The sequence below is a fragment of the Candidatus Zymogenaceae bacterium genome, from assembly GCA_016931225.1.
Taxonomy (GTDB): Bacteria; Desulfobacterota; Zymogenia; order Zymogenales; family Zymogenaceae; genus JAFGFE01.
Map to the genome: position 1 here is coordinate 162,416 of JAFGFE010000018.1, position 13,337 is coordinate 175,752.

At 58.2% G+C, this 13,337-nt stretch carries 13 protein-coding genes; all 13 read left to right on the forward strand.

The annotated features are described in order from the left end of the window. Positions 1 to 117: 117 nt before the first annotated feature. On the forward strand, positions 118 to 927 hold the full coding sequence (locus JW885_07910; GenBank protein MBN1882082.1) for a phosphatidate cytidylyltransferase: 810 nt from the start codon (positions 118 to 120) through the stop codon (positions 925 to 927). Further along, positions 924 to 2,078, forward strand: a complete 1,155-nt coding sequence (locus JW885_07915; protein ID MBN1882083.1) for a 1-deoxy-D-xylulose-5-phosphate reductoisomerase — start codon at positions 924 to 926, stop codon at positions 2,076 to 2,078. Before JW885_07910 ends, JW885_07915 begins: the two co-directional genes overlap by 4 nt. Next, a complete protein-coding gene (rseP, locus tag JW885_07920; GenBank protein MBN1882084.1) occupies positions 2,075 to 3,151 on the forward strand; it encodes an RIP metalloprotease RseP in 1,077 nt (358 codons plus the stop codon). The genes JW885_07915 and rseP overlap by 4 nt, the downstream gene beginning before the upstream one ends. 5 nt (positions 3,152 to 3,156) lie before the next feature. Next, positions 3,157 to 3,927, forward strand: a complete 771-nt coding sequence (gene tsaB, locus JW885_07925) for a tRNA (adenosine(37)-N6)-threonylcarbamoyltransferase complex dimerization subunit type 1 TsaB (GenBank protein MBN1882085.1) — start codon at positions 3,157 to 3,159, stop codon at positions 3,925 to 3,927. Between the two features lie 62 nt (positions 3,928 to 3,989). Then, positions 3,990 to 4,208: a DUF465 domain-containing protein gene (locus JW885_07930; GenBank protein MBN1882086.1), complete on the forward strand. Its 219-nt coding sequence runs from the start codon at positions 3,990 to 3,992 to the stop codon at positions 4,206 to 4,208. 90 nt (positions 4,209 to 4,298) lie between these two features. After that, positions 4,299 to 5,984: a biosynthetic-type acetolactate synthase large subunit gene (ilvB, locus tag JW885_07935; GenBank protein ID MBN1882087.1), complete on the forward strand. Its 1,686-nt coding sequence runs from the start codon at positions 4,299 to 4,301 to the stop codon at positions 5,982 to 5,984. 107 nt (positions 5,985 to 6,091) lie between these two features. Then, complete coding sequence (gene ilvC / locus JW885_07940) at positions 6,092 to 7,108, forward strand: ketol-acid reductoisomerase (GenBank protein MBN1882088.1); 1,017 nt, start codon at positions 6,092 to 6,094, stop codon at positions 7,106 to 7,108. Between the two features lie 2 nt (positions 7,109 to 7,110). After that, positions 7,111 to 7,776: a phosphatidylserine decarboxylase family protein gene (locus JW885_07945; GenBank protein ID MBN1882089.1), complete on the forward strand. Its 666-nt coding sequence runs from the start codon at positions 7,111 to 7,113 to the stop codon at positions 7,774 to 7,776. Continuing rightward, positions 7,773 to 8,588, forward strand: a complete 816-nt coding sequence (gene pssA / locus JW885_07950) for a CDP-diacylglycerol--serine O-phosphatidyltransferase (GenBank protein MBN1882090.1) — start codon at positions 7,773 to 7,775, stop codon at positions 8,586 to 8,588. The genes JW885_07945 and pssA overlap by 4 nt, the downstream gene beginning before the upstream one ends. Before the next feature lie 42 nt (positions 8,589 to 8,630). After that, a complete protein-coding gene (locus JW885_07955; GenBank protein MBN1882091.1) occupies positions 8,631 to 10,169 on the forward strand; it encodes a 2-isopropylmalate synthase in 1,539 nt (512 codons plus the stop codon). 117 nt (positions 10,170 to 10,286) lie between these two features. After that, positions 10,287 to 11,552 (forward strand): 3-isopropylmalate dehydratase large subunit, encoded by a 1,266-nt coding sequence (leuC, locus tag JW885_07960; GenBank protein MBN1882092.1) that lies wholly within the window; start codon positions 10,287 to 10,289, stop codon positions 11,550 to 11,552. A 165-nt stretch (positions 11,553 to 11,717) separates the two neighbouring features. Continuing rightward, on the forward strand, positions 11,718 to 12,224 hold the full coding sequence (locus tag JW885_07965; protein MBN1882093.1) for a 3-isopropylmalate dehydratase small subunit: 507 nt from the start codon (positions 11,718 to 11,720) through the stop codon (positions 12,222 to 12,224). Further along, positions 12,221 to 13,324, forward strand: coding sequence for a 3-isopropylmalate dehydrogenase (gene leuB, locus JW885_07970; GenBank protein MBN1882094.1), 1,104 nt, complete (start codon positions 12,221 to 12,223; stop codon positions 13,322 to 13,324). The genes JW885_07965 and leuB overlap by 4 nt, the downstream gene beginning before the upstream one ends. Positions 13,325 to 13,337 lie beyond the last annotated feature (13 nt).

The following is a 13,337-nucleotide window of genomic DNA, read 5'->3' on the forward strand; positions in this document are numbered from 1 at the left end:
TCATCGGTGATTCGGCACATCTTCCTCCAACGTGACAACCACGGTAGCATGTAGCATTGCGTTATCATTATATATAGTATTATATGAATAAACAGGATAAAGAGGGAGCGTGTTGTTATGCTGGGTAAACGCCTCTTGACCGCCCTGGTGGCGATACCTGCCATCATTCTGATAGTCTTCCACAGCGGTCATATCGGCTTTTCAATTTTCATCTTATGCGTTGTGGGCGTGGGGCTGTACGAGTACCTGTCGTTTCTCTACCCGGAGAAGTTCAACGTACAGATTTGCACCCATGTGCTTCTGGGGTTGACGCTTCCCGTGGCGTTTTACGTCGGTTTCCCGGACCTGATCGTTCCGACCCTTTCCTTCGTGCTTGTCTGTACGATGGCGTTTTCCCTGTTTCGGGTGACCGATCCGCAAAAAAAGGCCCAAAATCTCTTCATCAGGACGTTCGGCATCCTCTATATCGCGTTTCTCCTGTCGTTTCTCATACCCGTACACGCGCTGCCCCACGGTCCCTGGTGGGCGCTGTTGGCCATCGGGATTAACTTCGGCTCCGACGCGGGCGGATATTTCGCCGGGCGGTTTCTCGGGAAACATAAGCTCTATCCGGTAATCAGCCCCAAGAAGACCGTCGAGGGATCCCTGGGGGGGATGCTCGGGGCGTTTCTGGTGGTGCTGGTTTTTAAATATATCCACTTCGACATGTTCCGATATCTGGACGTGGTCATGCTCGGCGTGGTCGGCGCGATGTTCGCCATTCTGGGCGATATGGTGGAATCCCTCATCAAGCGGGGGTTCGCCGTCAAGGACGCCGGCGGCATCCTTCCCGGTCACGGGGGCATCATGGATCGTATCGATTCCTTTGTGTTTTCCCTCCCCTTCATATACTATTACGCACTATATATCAGCAATCTGAATCTATGAAACAGGTGGCGATTCTTGGCTCCACCGGGTCCATCGGCACCCAGGCGCTGGATGTCATCGCCCGGTATCCCCGGCGGTTCTCGGTGACGGCCCTGACGGCGGGGAAAAACGTTTCTCTGATGGCCGAACAGGTCCGACGCTTCGAGCCGCATCTTGCGGCGATGGGTGACCCGGAGGCGGCGGAAGCGTTGAAAAAACTGATACCCCGGGGTGTGCGGGTGTTGGCCGGAGAGGAGGGAATGCTCACGGCCGCGGCGCAGTCCGATGCGGATATCCTTCTGACCTCGGTGGTGGGGTCCGTGGGCTTGGGGCCCACACTTGCCGCGATAGATGCGGGGGTGGACATCGCTCTGGCGAACAAGGAGACGCTGGTGGCGGCGGGAAGCATCGTGACGGCCGCAGCGAAGCGAAGGGGTGTGCGCCTCCTTCCGGTGGACAGCGAGCACAACGCGATATTCCAGGCCCTGAAGGGGCACCGACATGAGCATATCAGCCGTCTCATCCTCACGGCATCCGGGGGGCCGTTCTGGCAGAGGACGAGAGACGATCTTCATGACGTGACGCCCGAGGAGGCGGTGCGGCATCCCCGATGGAATATGGGGGCGAAGATCAGCGTGGATTCCGCCACGATGATGAACAAGGCGCTGGAAATCATCGAGGCGAGGTGGCTGTTCGACGTTCCGGGGGAGAAGATCGACGTCCTGATTCACCCCCAGAGCATCGTGCATTCCCTGGTGGAGTATCGGGACGGATCGCAGATCGCACAGCTCGGGACCGCCGACATGCGTATACCCATCGCCTACGCCCTGTCATATCCGGAGAGGATTGAGACACAGGTCAAAAGGCTGAAGCTTTCCGATGTCGAGGGGGGGCTTGCCTTCTTTCCCCCGGACGAGGCCCGCTTTCCCGCCCTGGGACTGGCGCGTCGGGCGTTAGCTGTGGGCGGGACGATGCCCGCGGTGCTCTCCGCGGCGAACGAGCGGGCGGTGGAGCTTTTTTTGGACCGAAAACTTCCGTTTTCCGCCATCGAGTCGATCGTCGCGGCGGTGATGGAACGACATATTGTGGTGGATACCCCGGACCTGGAGGACGTGTTCGAAGCGGACCGCTGGGCCCGAGGGGCCGCCGAAAATGCAGGAGAAGAGTTATGAGCACGGTAATCGCATTTATCGTGGTGCTGGGAATTTTGATCTTTGTACACGAGCTGGGGCATTTTTTGGCCGCCAAGGCGTCGGGGGTGCGGGTGCTCAAGTTTTCCCTCGGATTCGGCCCCAGGCTTTTCGGAAAAAAGGTTGGGCATACCGACTATATGATCTCCGCGATACCCCTGGGCGGGTATGTCAGGATGCTGGGAGACGATCCCACCGAAGACCTCGGGCCGGAGGAGGCCCCCTTCTCGTTTCTGACCCAGGGGACGTTTAAGAAATTATTCATCGTTGCGGCGGGGCCGGTGGCGAATTTCATATTTGCCGTCTTCGCCCTCTGGATCGTGTTCATGCTGGGGGTCCCGGTGCTGGAATCGGTGGTGGGGGATGTGCTTTCAAATTCCCCCGCCGAGCGGGCGGGTCTGATGGCCGAAGACCGGATCACCTCCATCGACGGCATACCCGTCACCGAGTGGGAGGAGATGTCCCGGCTGATCCAGGAGTCCGGCGGCGGGGAGTTGGAGCTTATCGTCGAGCGGACGATGGACGGTGAAACCGGAGAACTCGTCATTCACATCACCCCGGAGCTCAGGGAGGGGACCAACGAGCTGATGCTCCCCGACGAGGTGTATATGATCGGCATCTCCATGTCCGACTCGTACCACTACGATCGGAGGGGGCCGATCGGGGCGATCGGCTCGTCGGTGTCTGAGACGGGAAGGATAGTGGCCATCACCTTTCTTGTCATCGGCAAGATGTTCTCGGGCGAGGTCCCGCTGAATAACCTGGGGGGTCCCATCTTAATCGCCCAGGTCTCCGCCGAGGCGTTCCGGCTGGGCCTGATGGAGTTTCTCTATTTCCTCGCCCTTATCAGCATCAACCTCGGCATCTTGAACCTGCTCCCGGTGCCGATACTGGACGGGGGGCATCTGATGTTTTTCGTCATCGAGGGCGTCATCGGGAGGCCCATAAATCTTCGGATCAAAGAGATCGCCCTCCAGATCGGCCTCGTGCTGCTGGTGGCGTTGATGGCGCTGGCGTTCTATTTTGATATTTCGCGCCTGATTTCCGGAGGGTAGCCGCGATGATCGTGCTGGGTGTGGACAGCGCCACGCCGAGGGCGGGGGTGGGGATCGTTGAGGACGGGCGTTTGTGCGCCCGGCGTGTCACGCTGCCGGATAAAAACCACTCGGAGACGCTGCTTTCGGCGATCATCGAGGCTTTGAGGGAGGCGCGCCTCGCTTTTTCTGATCTGGACCTCCTGGCGGTGGGGCTGGGCCCCGGATCGTTCACCGCCCTTCGCGTCGGCGTATCGACCATGAAGGCGCTTTCCTACGCCCACGATGTGCCTTTGATTGGTATATCCACCCTGGACGTGCTGGCCGGCGGGCTTCTGGAGTATGCCGAGGGCCTGAAAACCGCCGGGACCGCCGTCTCTACCACTTCCTGGCGCGACATGATGAGGGGGGGCGCGCGCGTCGCGTCGGTGATAGACGCCCGGCGGGGAGAGCTGTACAGCGCAAGCTATCGGCTGGGAGAGGGGGACGGGCTGGTTCGGGAGACCCCCTATCGGACGATTACGCCGGGGGTACTGCTGGACGAGCTGAAAGAACCATCGGTCCTGGTAGGGAGCGGCTGCGATCTTCTCGAGAGACCGCACGACCGGGGTCATGTCGTCGTGCCCGAGGAATACCGGCACCCTGACGGGGCGGTATGCGCCGAAATGGCGAGGCGGGGTTTTGAAAGCGGTCAATTGATTGATGATCGGGACATCGTACCGCTGTATATACGCCGTTCCGATGCGGAGATTAACTACGAGCGAAGGATGAACAAAGACCTGTCATTGGGGCATTGACATCGCACATTTTTTTATTTACTATAATTCGATTATATCGATTTTAAGAAGGGGTTGTGGGTATGAGTCGGACAGAAGAGGAAATGAAAAGGAAACTGATGGAAGAAGATCCCGAGTTTCGAGCGCTGGCCGAGGAACACGAGAGTTTCGAACGAATTCTTGAGGAGTTCAACCGGAAACCCTATTTGACTCCCGCCGAGGAGATAGAACGCAAGAACATCCAGAAGCAAAAGCTCAAGGGCAAGGACAAAATGGAGCGGATTCTCAAAAAGCACCGATAGCACGTATTCACAGACCGGGTGATATGAGCGGACGTGGGTGGATTTTTACCTTTTTATCCTGATGGATATCAGCAGGAATCTCAGCAGACGATGATTAAGGAAGGAAGCGAAATATTCTACGAAACACTCCTGGACGAGGGGGTTGAGGTTATTTTCGGATATCCGGGCGGCGCGGTGTTGAATCTCTATCACCGTATGCCCGAGTATCCCCTGAAGCACATTCTTGTGCGCCACGAACAGGCGGCGGTGCACGCCGCGGACGGCTACGCCCGGTCCACCGGGAAGGTGGGGGTGGTGCTGGTCACTTCCGGTCCGGGGGCCACAAATACGGTGACGGGCCTGGCCACGGCGCACATGGATTCCATCCCCCTGGTCGTCTTTTCCGGGCAGGTTCCCAGCATGCTCATCGGGAACGACGCCTTCCAGGAAGCGGATACTGTGGGGATCACCCGTCCCTGCACCAAACATAATTTTCTGGTCAAGAACACGCATGACCTCGCCCGGATCATAAAAGAGGCGTTCTATATCGCCCGCACCGGGCGGCCGGGTCCGGTGGTAGTGGACCTCCCTCGGGACGTTATCGGGTCGTCGGTGGAATTCGAGCCCCCGGGAGACATTCATATCAGAAGCTACTCCTTCCATGCCGAGCCGGATGCACAACAGGTGCGCCGGGCGTTCGAGGTCATCTCCAATGCCGAACGTCCGGTATTGTATATCGGCGGGGGGGTTATCTCCTCTTCGGCGGCGGGGGAGGTGGTGAAGCTGGCGGAGAAGATGTCGATACCGGTGACCGCCTCCCTCATGGGACTGGGCGGTTTCCCGGGCACTCATCCCTTGTTTTTGGGGATGCTGGGCATGCACGGCACGTATCATGCGAATATGGCCGTCACCCACGCGGACGTGCTGATCGCCGTGGGCGCCCGGTTCGACGACCGGGTGACCGGAAAGGTGGAGGAATTTGCGCCCCGGGCGAAGATCGTTCATATCGATATCGATCCCACATCGATCAGCAAGAACATCATTGTGGATTATCCGGTGGTGGGGGACGTCAAAAACGTCCTGGTTCAGATGCTCAAGCACGCCGGTAAGCTGAAAAAATACTGGAAGACCGGGAGAAAGGACTGGATCGGCCGGATAGAACAGTGGAGGACCACCTATCCTCTGGAATATACCCAGAAAAAAGACGTCATCAAGCCCCAGTATGTTGTGGAATCGATATACAACGTCACAAAGGGAGACGCCATCATCGCCACGGAGGTTGGGCAGAACCAGATGTGGACGGCCCAATTTTTCCGCTTCAACGATCCCCGGACGTTGTTGACCTCCGGGGGTCTCGGCACCATGGGATACGGATTTCCCGCCGCCATCGGCGCCCAGGTGGCTTTCCCGAATCGTCTGGTGTTTGATATCGCCGGCGACGGCAGCATCCAGATGAATATCCAGGAAATCGCCACCGCCATACAGCACCGTCTGCCGGTGAAGATCGCCATTCTCAACAACGGATATCTGGGAATGGTCAGGCAGTGGCAGGAACTCTTCTACGAGGAGCGCTATTCCCACACGAGGATGGAGCTTTCTCCGGATTTTGTGAAACTGGCCGAGGCCTACGGAGCCGTGGGGATGCGAATCGAAAAACCCGAAGACGTGATCCCGGCCATCGAGGAATCCATCAAGATAGATCGTCTGGTGATAATGGATTTCGTCGTTGACGAGAACGAAAACGTCTTCCCGATGGTTCCCGTCGATTCGCCCATTGACAAGATGCTCCTGGTTTAACGCCCGCCGGGGACGGGGGGGTGTTTTGTGCTTTGCGGGAGAAAACATATTGTTGTTGTGATGCAAAAAGAGTAAAATCATAAAGATACGGGGACAAAGAGGTATTCATGGAGATATACTACGATAAGGACGCAAAAAAAGACCTGATTACCGGTAAAAAAGTGGCCGTCATCGGATACGGCTCCCAGGGCCACGCCCACGCAAACAACCTGAGAGATTCGGGTGTGGATGTCCGCGTGGGGCTTCGGTCCCAGAGCGTCGGCAGAAAGAAGGCCGAGGCCGCGGGATTTACGGTGCTCTCGCCCGCCGATGCGGTGGACTGGGCGGATATCGTCATGATCCTCGTCCCGGACGAAATTCAGGGCGATCTCTTCCGGGAGACCATCGCCGGGGCCCTTTCTTCCGGCAGCTACCTGGCCTTCGCCCACGGCTTCAACATCCATTTCGACCAGATCGTCCCATCCAAGGATGTGAATGTTTTCATGGTGGCGCCCAAGGCCCCCGGTCACATGGTCCGCTATGAATACACACAGGGGAGGGGCGTGCCCATGCTGATCGCCGTCGGTCAGGACCCCGCCGGCGATACGAAGGATGTGGCCCTGGCCTACGCCTCGGCCATCGGCGGCGGCCGCGCGGGGGTAATAGAGACCACGTTTCGGGAGGAGACGGAGACGGACCTCTTCGGCGAGCAGGTGGTGCTGTGCGGCGGAATCACGCAGCTCATCTATGCCGGATTCGACACCCTGGTGGATGCCGGATATTCGCCGGAGATGGCGTATTTTGAGTGCCTCCATGAGCTGAAGCTGATTGTGGACCTCATATACGAGGGAGGCATCAGCAACATGCGTTATTCCGTCAGCAACACCGCCCAGTACGGCGACATGACCCGGGGGCCCAGGATAATCACCGAAGAATCCCGCCGGGAGATGAAGCGGATACTGGCGGAGATTCAAAACGGCAGCTTCGCCCGGGAGTGGACCCTGGAAAACAAGGTGAACCGCCCGGTGTTCAATGCGTTGACGAGGCGGGGCGAGGAGCACCCCATCGAGGAGGTGGGGAAAAGGCTCCGGGGGATGATGAGCTGGCTGGAAAAAGACAAGAAGGTTGATAGAGAGAAAAACTAACCATGAAGAATCGGCATACACCAGTCGCCGTTGAGGGGATTCCCTTCATCTTATTGGCCCTCGCCGTCGCGGTCTGTGTGACGCTCGTCGTCCGTCATTTCTTCCCCGGTGCGGCGATATTTGCGGCGGTGCCTTTGGGTGCGATATGCGTCTTTGTGGCGATGTTTTTTAGAAACCCGAATCGGGACATCCCCCACGATCCGAAAGAGGTGGTATCCCCCGCCGACGGCACGGTTCTCGATATTACCCGGATGAAGGAGGATACGCTTTTAAATGGTGACGCCGTTCGCGTCGGCGTATTCATGTCCATCTGGAACGTGCACGTGAACCGGATTCCGATGTCGGGCCGGGCGGAAGAGGTGGTCTATTATCCTGGGAAATTCCTGGTGGCACGGCTCGAAAAGGCCTCTACCGACAATGAACGAAACGCCCTTGTCATTACAAATGAAGAGGGTGTGAAAATTATGGTGGTGCAGATTGCGGGTATCGTCGCCCGGCGCATCGTCTGTTACGTGTCCCGTGGGGACGCGGTGGAAAAAGGGCGGCGGTTCGGCCTGATTCGATTCGGCTCCCGCCTGGATGTGTATTTTCCCCCCGATACCGTTATTCGGGTTACGGAGGGAGACAAGGTGAGGGCCGGGGAAACGGTTTTGGGAGAGTTGCCATGAGTGACGAAATTGAAAAAAGAGCAAAGAGGAAGAGACGCGCCGGCGGGCGTCGGATCAAGAAAGATGACCTGAAAAAGGGCATCTATGTGCTCCCGAACCTATTGACCACAATGGCCCTTGTCTCCGGCTTCTATTCCATCATCTCATCGATTTCGGGTCACTACATACACGCGGTCTGGGCTATTTTCATCTCGGTCCTTTTCGATTCCATGGACGGGAAGGTCGCCCGCCTGACCCATACGGAGAGTGAATTCGGGGTGCAGTACGATTCCCTGGCGGACCTCGTTTCGTTCGGGGTGGCCCCGGGCATTTTGATGTACCAGTGGGCGCTGACCCCCTATGAGCGTCTCGGCTGGCTCGGGGCTGCGCTCTATGTGATATGCGCGGCGCTCCGTCTCGCCCGGTTCAATGTCCAGGTGAGCACCGTTGATAAGAAGTACTTTTTGGGAATCCCCTCGCCGGGGGCGGCCCTGGTAAACGCATCCACGGTCCTGTTCTTTATCAACATGGACGTTTCCGTGGAATACTGGCGGTTTTTTCTGTTGCTCCTGGTGTACGTTACCGGTCTTCTGATGATTTCCAACATCAAGTATTTCAGTTTCAAGGACCTGGATGCGTCTCGACGGCGGCCGGTCAATGTACTGGTGCTGATCATCCTTGTTGCGATATTCATTGCAACGAAGCCGGAGATCATGCTATTTACCGTGTTCTCCCTATATGCTCTATCCGGGCCTCTTGGGTATCTGTATATGATGCTCACGGGGCGTTCCAAGGAGTTGGATGAGCTGGATGCCGAGGAACAAATCGGTTGATTCCAGCGGAAAGTATGAAACAGCAATTGACAGGATAGAGCAATGAATGACAAGGTCATTATATTCGACACCACCCTCCGGGACGGAGAACAGTCTCCGGGGGCGAGCATGAACGACGAAGAAAAGATACTGGTCGCCCAGCAGCTGGAACGGCTGGGCGTGGACGTGATAGAGGCCGGATTCCCGGTGTCGTCCCGTGGGGATTTTGACGCGGTAAAAAGGATCGCCGCATCGGTAAAGACGCCTGTCGTGGCGGCGCTCGCCCGGGCCAAGATAAAAGACATCGACGTGGCGTTTGATGCCGTAAAAGACGCGGCCAAACCACGGCTTCACACCTTCATTTCCACCTCCGACATCCACCTGGACTACCAGATCAAGAAGTCCAGGGAGGAGGTGCTGAAGATCGCCAAGGCCTCCGTCAAGCGGGCACGCTCATTGTGCGGGGATGTGGAGTTTTCCGCAATGGACGCCACCCGCAGCGACTGGGAGTACCTGGCCCAGGTCATCACGGTGGCCATCGAAGCCGGGGCCACCACAGTCAACATCCCGGACACGGTGGGCTACACCATCCCAGGAGAATACGCCGCCATCATCGAGTATCTCTTTGAGCATGTCCCCGGCATACATGACGTCGTGGTGTCCGTTCACTGTCACAACGACCTGGGCCTGGCGGTGGGAAATTCCCTGGCGGCGGTCCAGAGCGGCGCCAGACAGGTGGAATGTACCATCAACGGGATCGGGGAGCGGGCCGGCAATACGTCTCTTGAGGAGTTTGTGATGGCCCTCAAGGTGAGACGGGACGGCTACGGTCTTGATACGAACATCAACACGGAGCTGATTTACCCCACAAGCCGAATGATCAGCGCCATCACCGGCATCAGGGTGCAGCCCAACAAGGCGGTTGTGGGAGCGAATGCCTTTTCCCATGAATCGGGTATCCATCAGGACGGTGTGCTCAAGGAAAAGCTCACCTACGAGATTATGACCCCGGAAAGCGTGGGCTACACCAGCTCACATTTGGTGCTGGGAAAGCATTCCGGACGCCACGCGTTTCGCGAGCGCATAAAGAAAATGGGGTATTCTCTCAACGACTCGCAGATAGAAAAGGCGTTCAAGAGCTTCAAAAAGCTGGCCGACAAGAAAAAGAACGTGTTCGACGAGGACATCGCCGCCATCATCGCCGAGGATGTGTTGCGCATCCCGGACCGATATCGGTTGATGTTTCTCTCCTTCAGCGCCGGGACGGACACCATCCCCACCGCAACCGTCACCCTCTCCATCGACGGGCAGACGGTGCGCCAGGCCGATTTCGGCGACGGACCGGTGGACGCGGTGTTCAAAACCATCTCCAAAATGGTCAAGGCCAAGTGTACGCTGTTAAGCTATGAGGTCAAGTCCATCACCGGAGGCACCGACGCCCTGGGCGAGGTGACGGTCAGGCTGGAGGACGGGACCTTTCGGTCGGTGGGAACCGGATCTCATACGGACATCATCGTGGCATCGGCCATGGCGTTTATCAACGCGCTGAATAAAATGGAGAAGCGCAAGAAGAAGGAGCTGCCCCGGGTGCAGACGATCTAATTGCGTCACATGCGCGATACTCGGCGCACCCGGTTTTGTTGAGCGGGTGCGCCTTTTTCATATTATATGTAAAATAAAAAACATTCTTTGTCACTTTCAGCAGCAGGAGCTTCCCCCATGCCCATGACGATCATAGAAAAAATTCTCGCGCGGCACTCGGGGGCGGATGACATCGCCCCCGGCGACCTGATAATGGCTGATGTGGACCTTGCCCTGGCCAATGACATTACCGCGCCGCTTTCCATCGATGTATTCAACGAGGCGGGATTAAAGCGGGTATTCGATGCGAAAAAGATCGCCCTGGTATGTGATCACTTCACCCCCAACAAGGATATCGACAGCGCCAACCAGTGTAAGATGGTGCGAAAATTCGCAAAAGACATGGACATAATCCATTTCTATGAGGGGGGCGACTGCGGCGTGGAGCACGCCCTGCTCCCGGAGCTGGGGTTGATCGTTCCCGGCGATCTTATCGTCGGTGCGGACAGCCATACCTGCACCTACGGCGCCCTGGGGGCGTTCGCCACCGGCGTGGGGAGCACGGACCTGGCGGGGGTGATGATGACAGGGCAGGTGTGGCTCAAGGTCCCGGAATCGATGAAATTCGTCTATCACGGAACCCCCGGAAGGTGGGTGAGCGGAAAGGACCTTATTCTCCATACCATTGGTGATATCGGCGTGGACGGCGCCCTGTATCGAGCGATGGAGTTTACGGGCCCCGCCATCGATGATCTCTCCATCGAGGGGCGTCTGACGATGGCCAATATGGCCATCGAGGCCGGGGGGAAGTGCGGTGTGTGCGCCCCGGACGAAAAGACGAAGGCCTTTCTTGCCGGAAGGACCGAGAGGAACCATATCGTTTTGGAAAGCGACGATGGGGCGGTCTATGTGGACGTACGGGAATACGACGTCTCGAAGATCCAGCCCCAGGTGTCACTGCCGCACCTTCCGTCCAATGCAAAAGCCGCAGGCGAGCTTTCGGATATTGCCATCGATCAGTCCGTCATCGGGTCGTGCACCAACGGCCGCATTGAAGATTTGCGGGTCGCCGCAGAGGTGCTGAAGGGGAGAAAGGCGCATCCGGACGTTCGCCTGATCATCATTCCCGCCACGCCGGAGGTGTATCGAACGGCCCTCCGCGAGGGGTTGTTTGAAATATTCCTGGACGCCGGCGCGACGATCGGTCCCCCCACCTGCGGACCGTGTCTGGGGGGGCACATGGGGGTCCTGGCCGCCGGCGAGCGTGCGATCGCGACCACCAACCGGAACTTCCAGGGGCGAATGGGAGACCCGAAAAGCGAGGTCTATCTCGCAAATCCTGCGGTGGCGGCGGCGTCGGCGGTGCTGGGCCGTATCGCGGGGCCGGAGGAGCTGGGCCTGTAGATGGAACGATAGCAATCCTTTGGGTGTCCCAAACAATTCGAGTAGGGTGAGAAAGCGGGCCACTCACCCCGGTGTGCCAAAGGCCCCGATGTTTTTTTGATGACAGTTCATGCCTGAATCGGTATACGATGTGATCCCGTCACAAGGCACAAGAGAGCGACAGCAATGAAAATTTCCGCACATGCATACATATTGGGCGATGATGTCGACACCGACGCCATCATCCCCGCGAGGTTTCTGAACACCTCCGACCCGGAGGAACTGGGGAGTCACGCCCTGGAGGACTACGCCCCCGATTTTCGCCGCTCCGTGCGGGGCGGAGGCATCGTCGTGGCGGGCAGAAACTTCGGGTGCGGCTCCAGCCGAGAGCACGCCCCCGTGGCCCTCAGGGTCGCCGGAGCGTCGTTGATTATTGCGGACAGCTACGCCCGGATATTCTACAGAAACGCCTTCAACACCGGGCTTCCGATCCTGGAGTCGCCCGAGGCGGCGCGAGATATCAACATGGGAGATGCCGTATCTGTGGACATTGAAACCGGTGAGATCGTAAATGAGACCACCGGGAAAACCTTCCATGCAAAGCCGATCCCTCCCTTTATGCGGGAGCTTTTGGATGACGGGGGGCTGATTCCTCACCTGAAGAAGAAAGAGAAAAAGACGGGAAAATCATGACACAGAGGGTACATTCTGTTCTGCTGCTCCCCGGAGACGGGGTGGGGGTTGAGGTAGTGCGGGAGACGGTGAAGGTCCTGGAGCGGACGGCGGATCTGTTCGGGTTCTCCCTCTCGTTTACCCGTGCCCCGGTGGGTGGGGAGGCGATAGACCAGACCGGAGAGCCGCTGCCCGCGGAAACCCTCCAGGCGGCGAGGGACGCCGATGCCGTGCTCTTGGGCGCCGTCGGCGGACCGAAATGGGACGACCTTTCCACGGACAGGCGTCCCGAGGCGGCGCTTTTGGGGTTGAGGGAGTCCCTGGGGTTGTTCGCCAACCTTCGGCCGGCGATCCTGTTTGAAGAGCTGGCCCACGCCTCCACCATCAGGGAGGAGGTCATCCGGGGTATCGATATCATGGTGGTCCGGGAGCTGAACCGGGGCATCTACTTCGGCACGCCCCGGGGCATCAGCGGGGAGGCCGGCCGGCGGGTGGGGATCAATACGCTGTCGTACTCCGAGGCGGAAATCGAGCGAATCGCCCGGATCGCCTTCCAGATCGCCCGAACGAGAAAGGGGAAAGTGACGTCTGTGGACAAGGCGAACGTTTTAGAGTCCATGGCGCTGTGGCGGGAGGTGGTCGTGCGGATCGGCGGCGATTATCCGGATATAGAGCTTGAGCACATGTATGTGGACAACTGCGCCATGCAGCTCATCAGAAGGCCGGGGGAGTTCGATACAATTTTGACAACGAACCTGTTCGGTGATATACTGAGCGATGAGGCGGCCATGCTCACCGGTTCCATCGGCATGCTCCCATCGGCAAGTCTGGGAGGGGTCATGGGCGACGGGGTGATGTTCGGGATGTATGAGCCGGTTCACGGCAGCGCCCCGGATATCGCCGGCACAGACGTCGCCAATCCGATCGCCACGATTTTATCGTCGGCGATGATGCTGGAATATTCGCTGGGTGAGGAGGCGGCCGCCCGGGCCATAGAGCGCGCGGTTCGAGATGCTGTGCGGGAGGGTTTGCGCACCGCGGATATCGCCACGAGGGGGGAATCGATAGCAGGCACGTCGAAGATGGGCGATGAAATCGCCCGACGGATATCGAACACGTAACATTTTCATTTCG

Bases quoted from the DNA above. Each gene is read 5' to 3' on its own strand.
- JW885_07910 (MBN1882082.1), top strand. From the start codon at position 118: ATGCTGGGTAAACGCCTCTTGACCGCCCTGGTGGCGATACCTGCCATC.
- JW885_07915 (MBN1882083.1), top strand. From the start codon at position 924: ATGAAACAGGTGGCGATTCTTGGCTCCACCGGGTCCATCGGCACCCAG.
- rseP (MBN1882084.1), top strand. From the start codon at position 2,075: ATGAGCACGGTAATCGCATTTATCGTGGTGCTGGGAATTTTGATCTTT.
- tsaB (MBN1882085.1), top strand. From the start codon at position 3,157: ATGATCGTGCTGGGTGTGGACAGCGCCACGCCGAGGGCGGGGGTGGGG.
- JW885_07930 (MBN1882086.1), top strand. From the start codon at position 3,990: ATGAGTCGGACAGAAGAGGAAATGAAAAGGAAACTGATGGAAGAAGAT.
- ilvB (MBN1882087.1), top strand. From the start codon at position 4,299: ATGATTAAGGAAGGAAGCGAAATATTCTACGAAACACTCCTGGACGAG.
- ilvC (MBN1882088.1), top strand. From the start codon at position 6,092: ATGGAGATATACTACGATAAGGACGCAAAAAAAGACCTGATTACCGGT.
- JW885_07945 (MBN1882089.1), top strand. From the start codon at position 7,111: ATGAAGAATCGGCATACACCAGTCGCCGTTGAGGGGATTCCCTTCATC.
- pssA (MBN1882090.1), top strand. From the start codon at position 7,773: ATGAGTGACGAAATTGAAAAAAGAGCAAAGAGGAAGAGACGCGCCGGC.
- JW885_07955 (MBN1882091.1), top strand. From the start codon at position 8,631: ATGAATGACAAGGTCATTATATTCGACACCACCCTCCGGGACGGAGAA.
- leuC (MBN1882092.1), top strand. From the start codon at position 10,287: ATGCCCATGACGATCATAGAAAAAATTCTCGCGCGGCACTCGGGGGCG.
- JW885_07965 (MBN1882093.1), top strand. From the start codon at position 11,718: ATGAAAATTTCCGCACATGCATACATATTGGGCGATGATGTCGACACC.
- leuB (MBN1882094.1), top strand. From the start codon at position 12,221: ATGACACAGAGGGTACATTCTGTTCTGCTGCTCCCCGGAGACGGGGTG.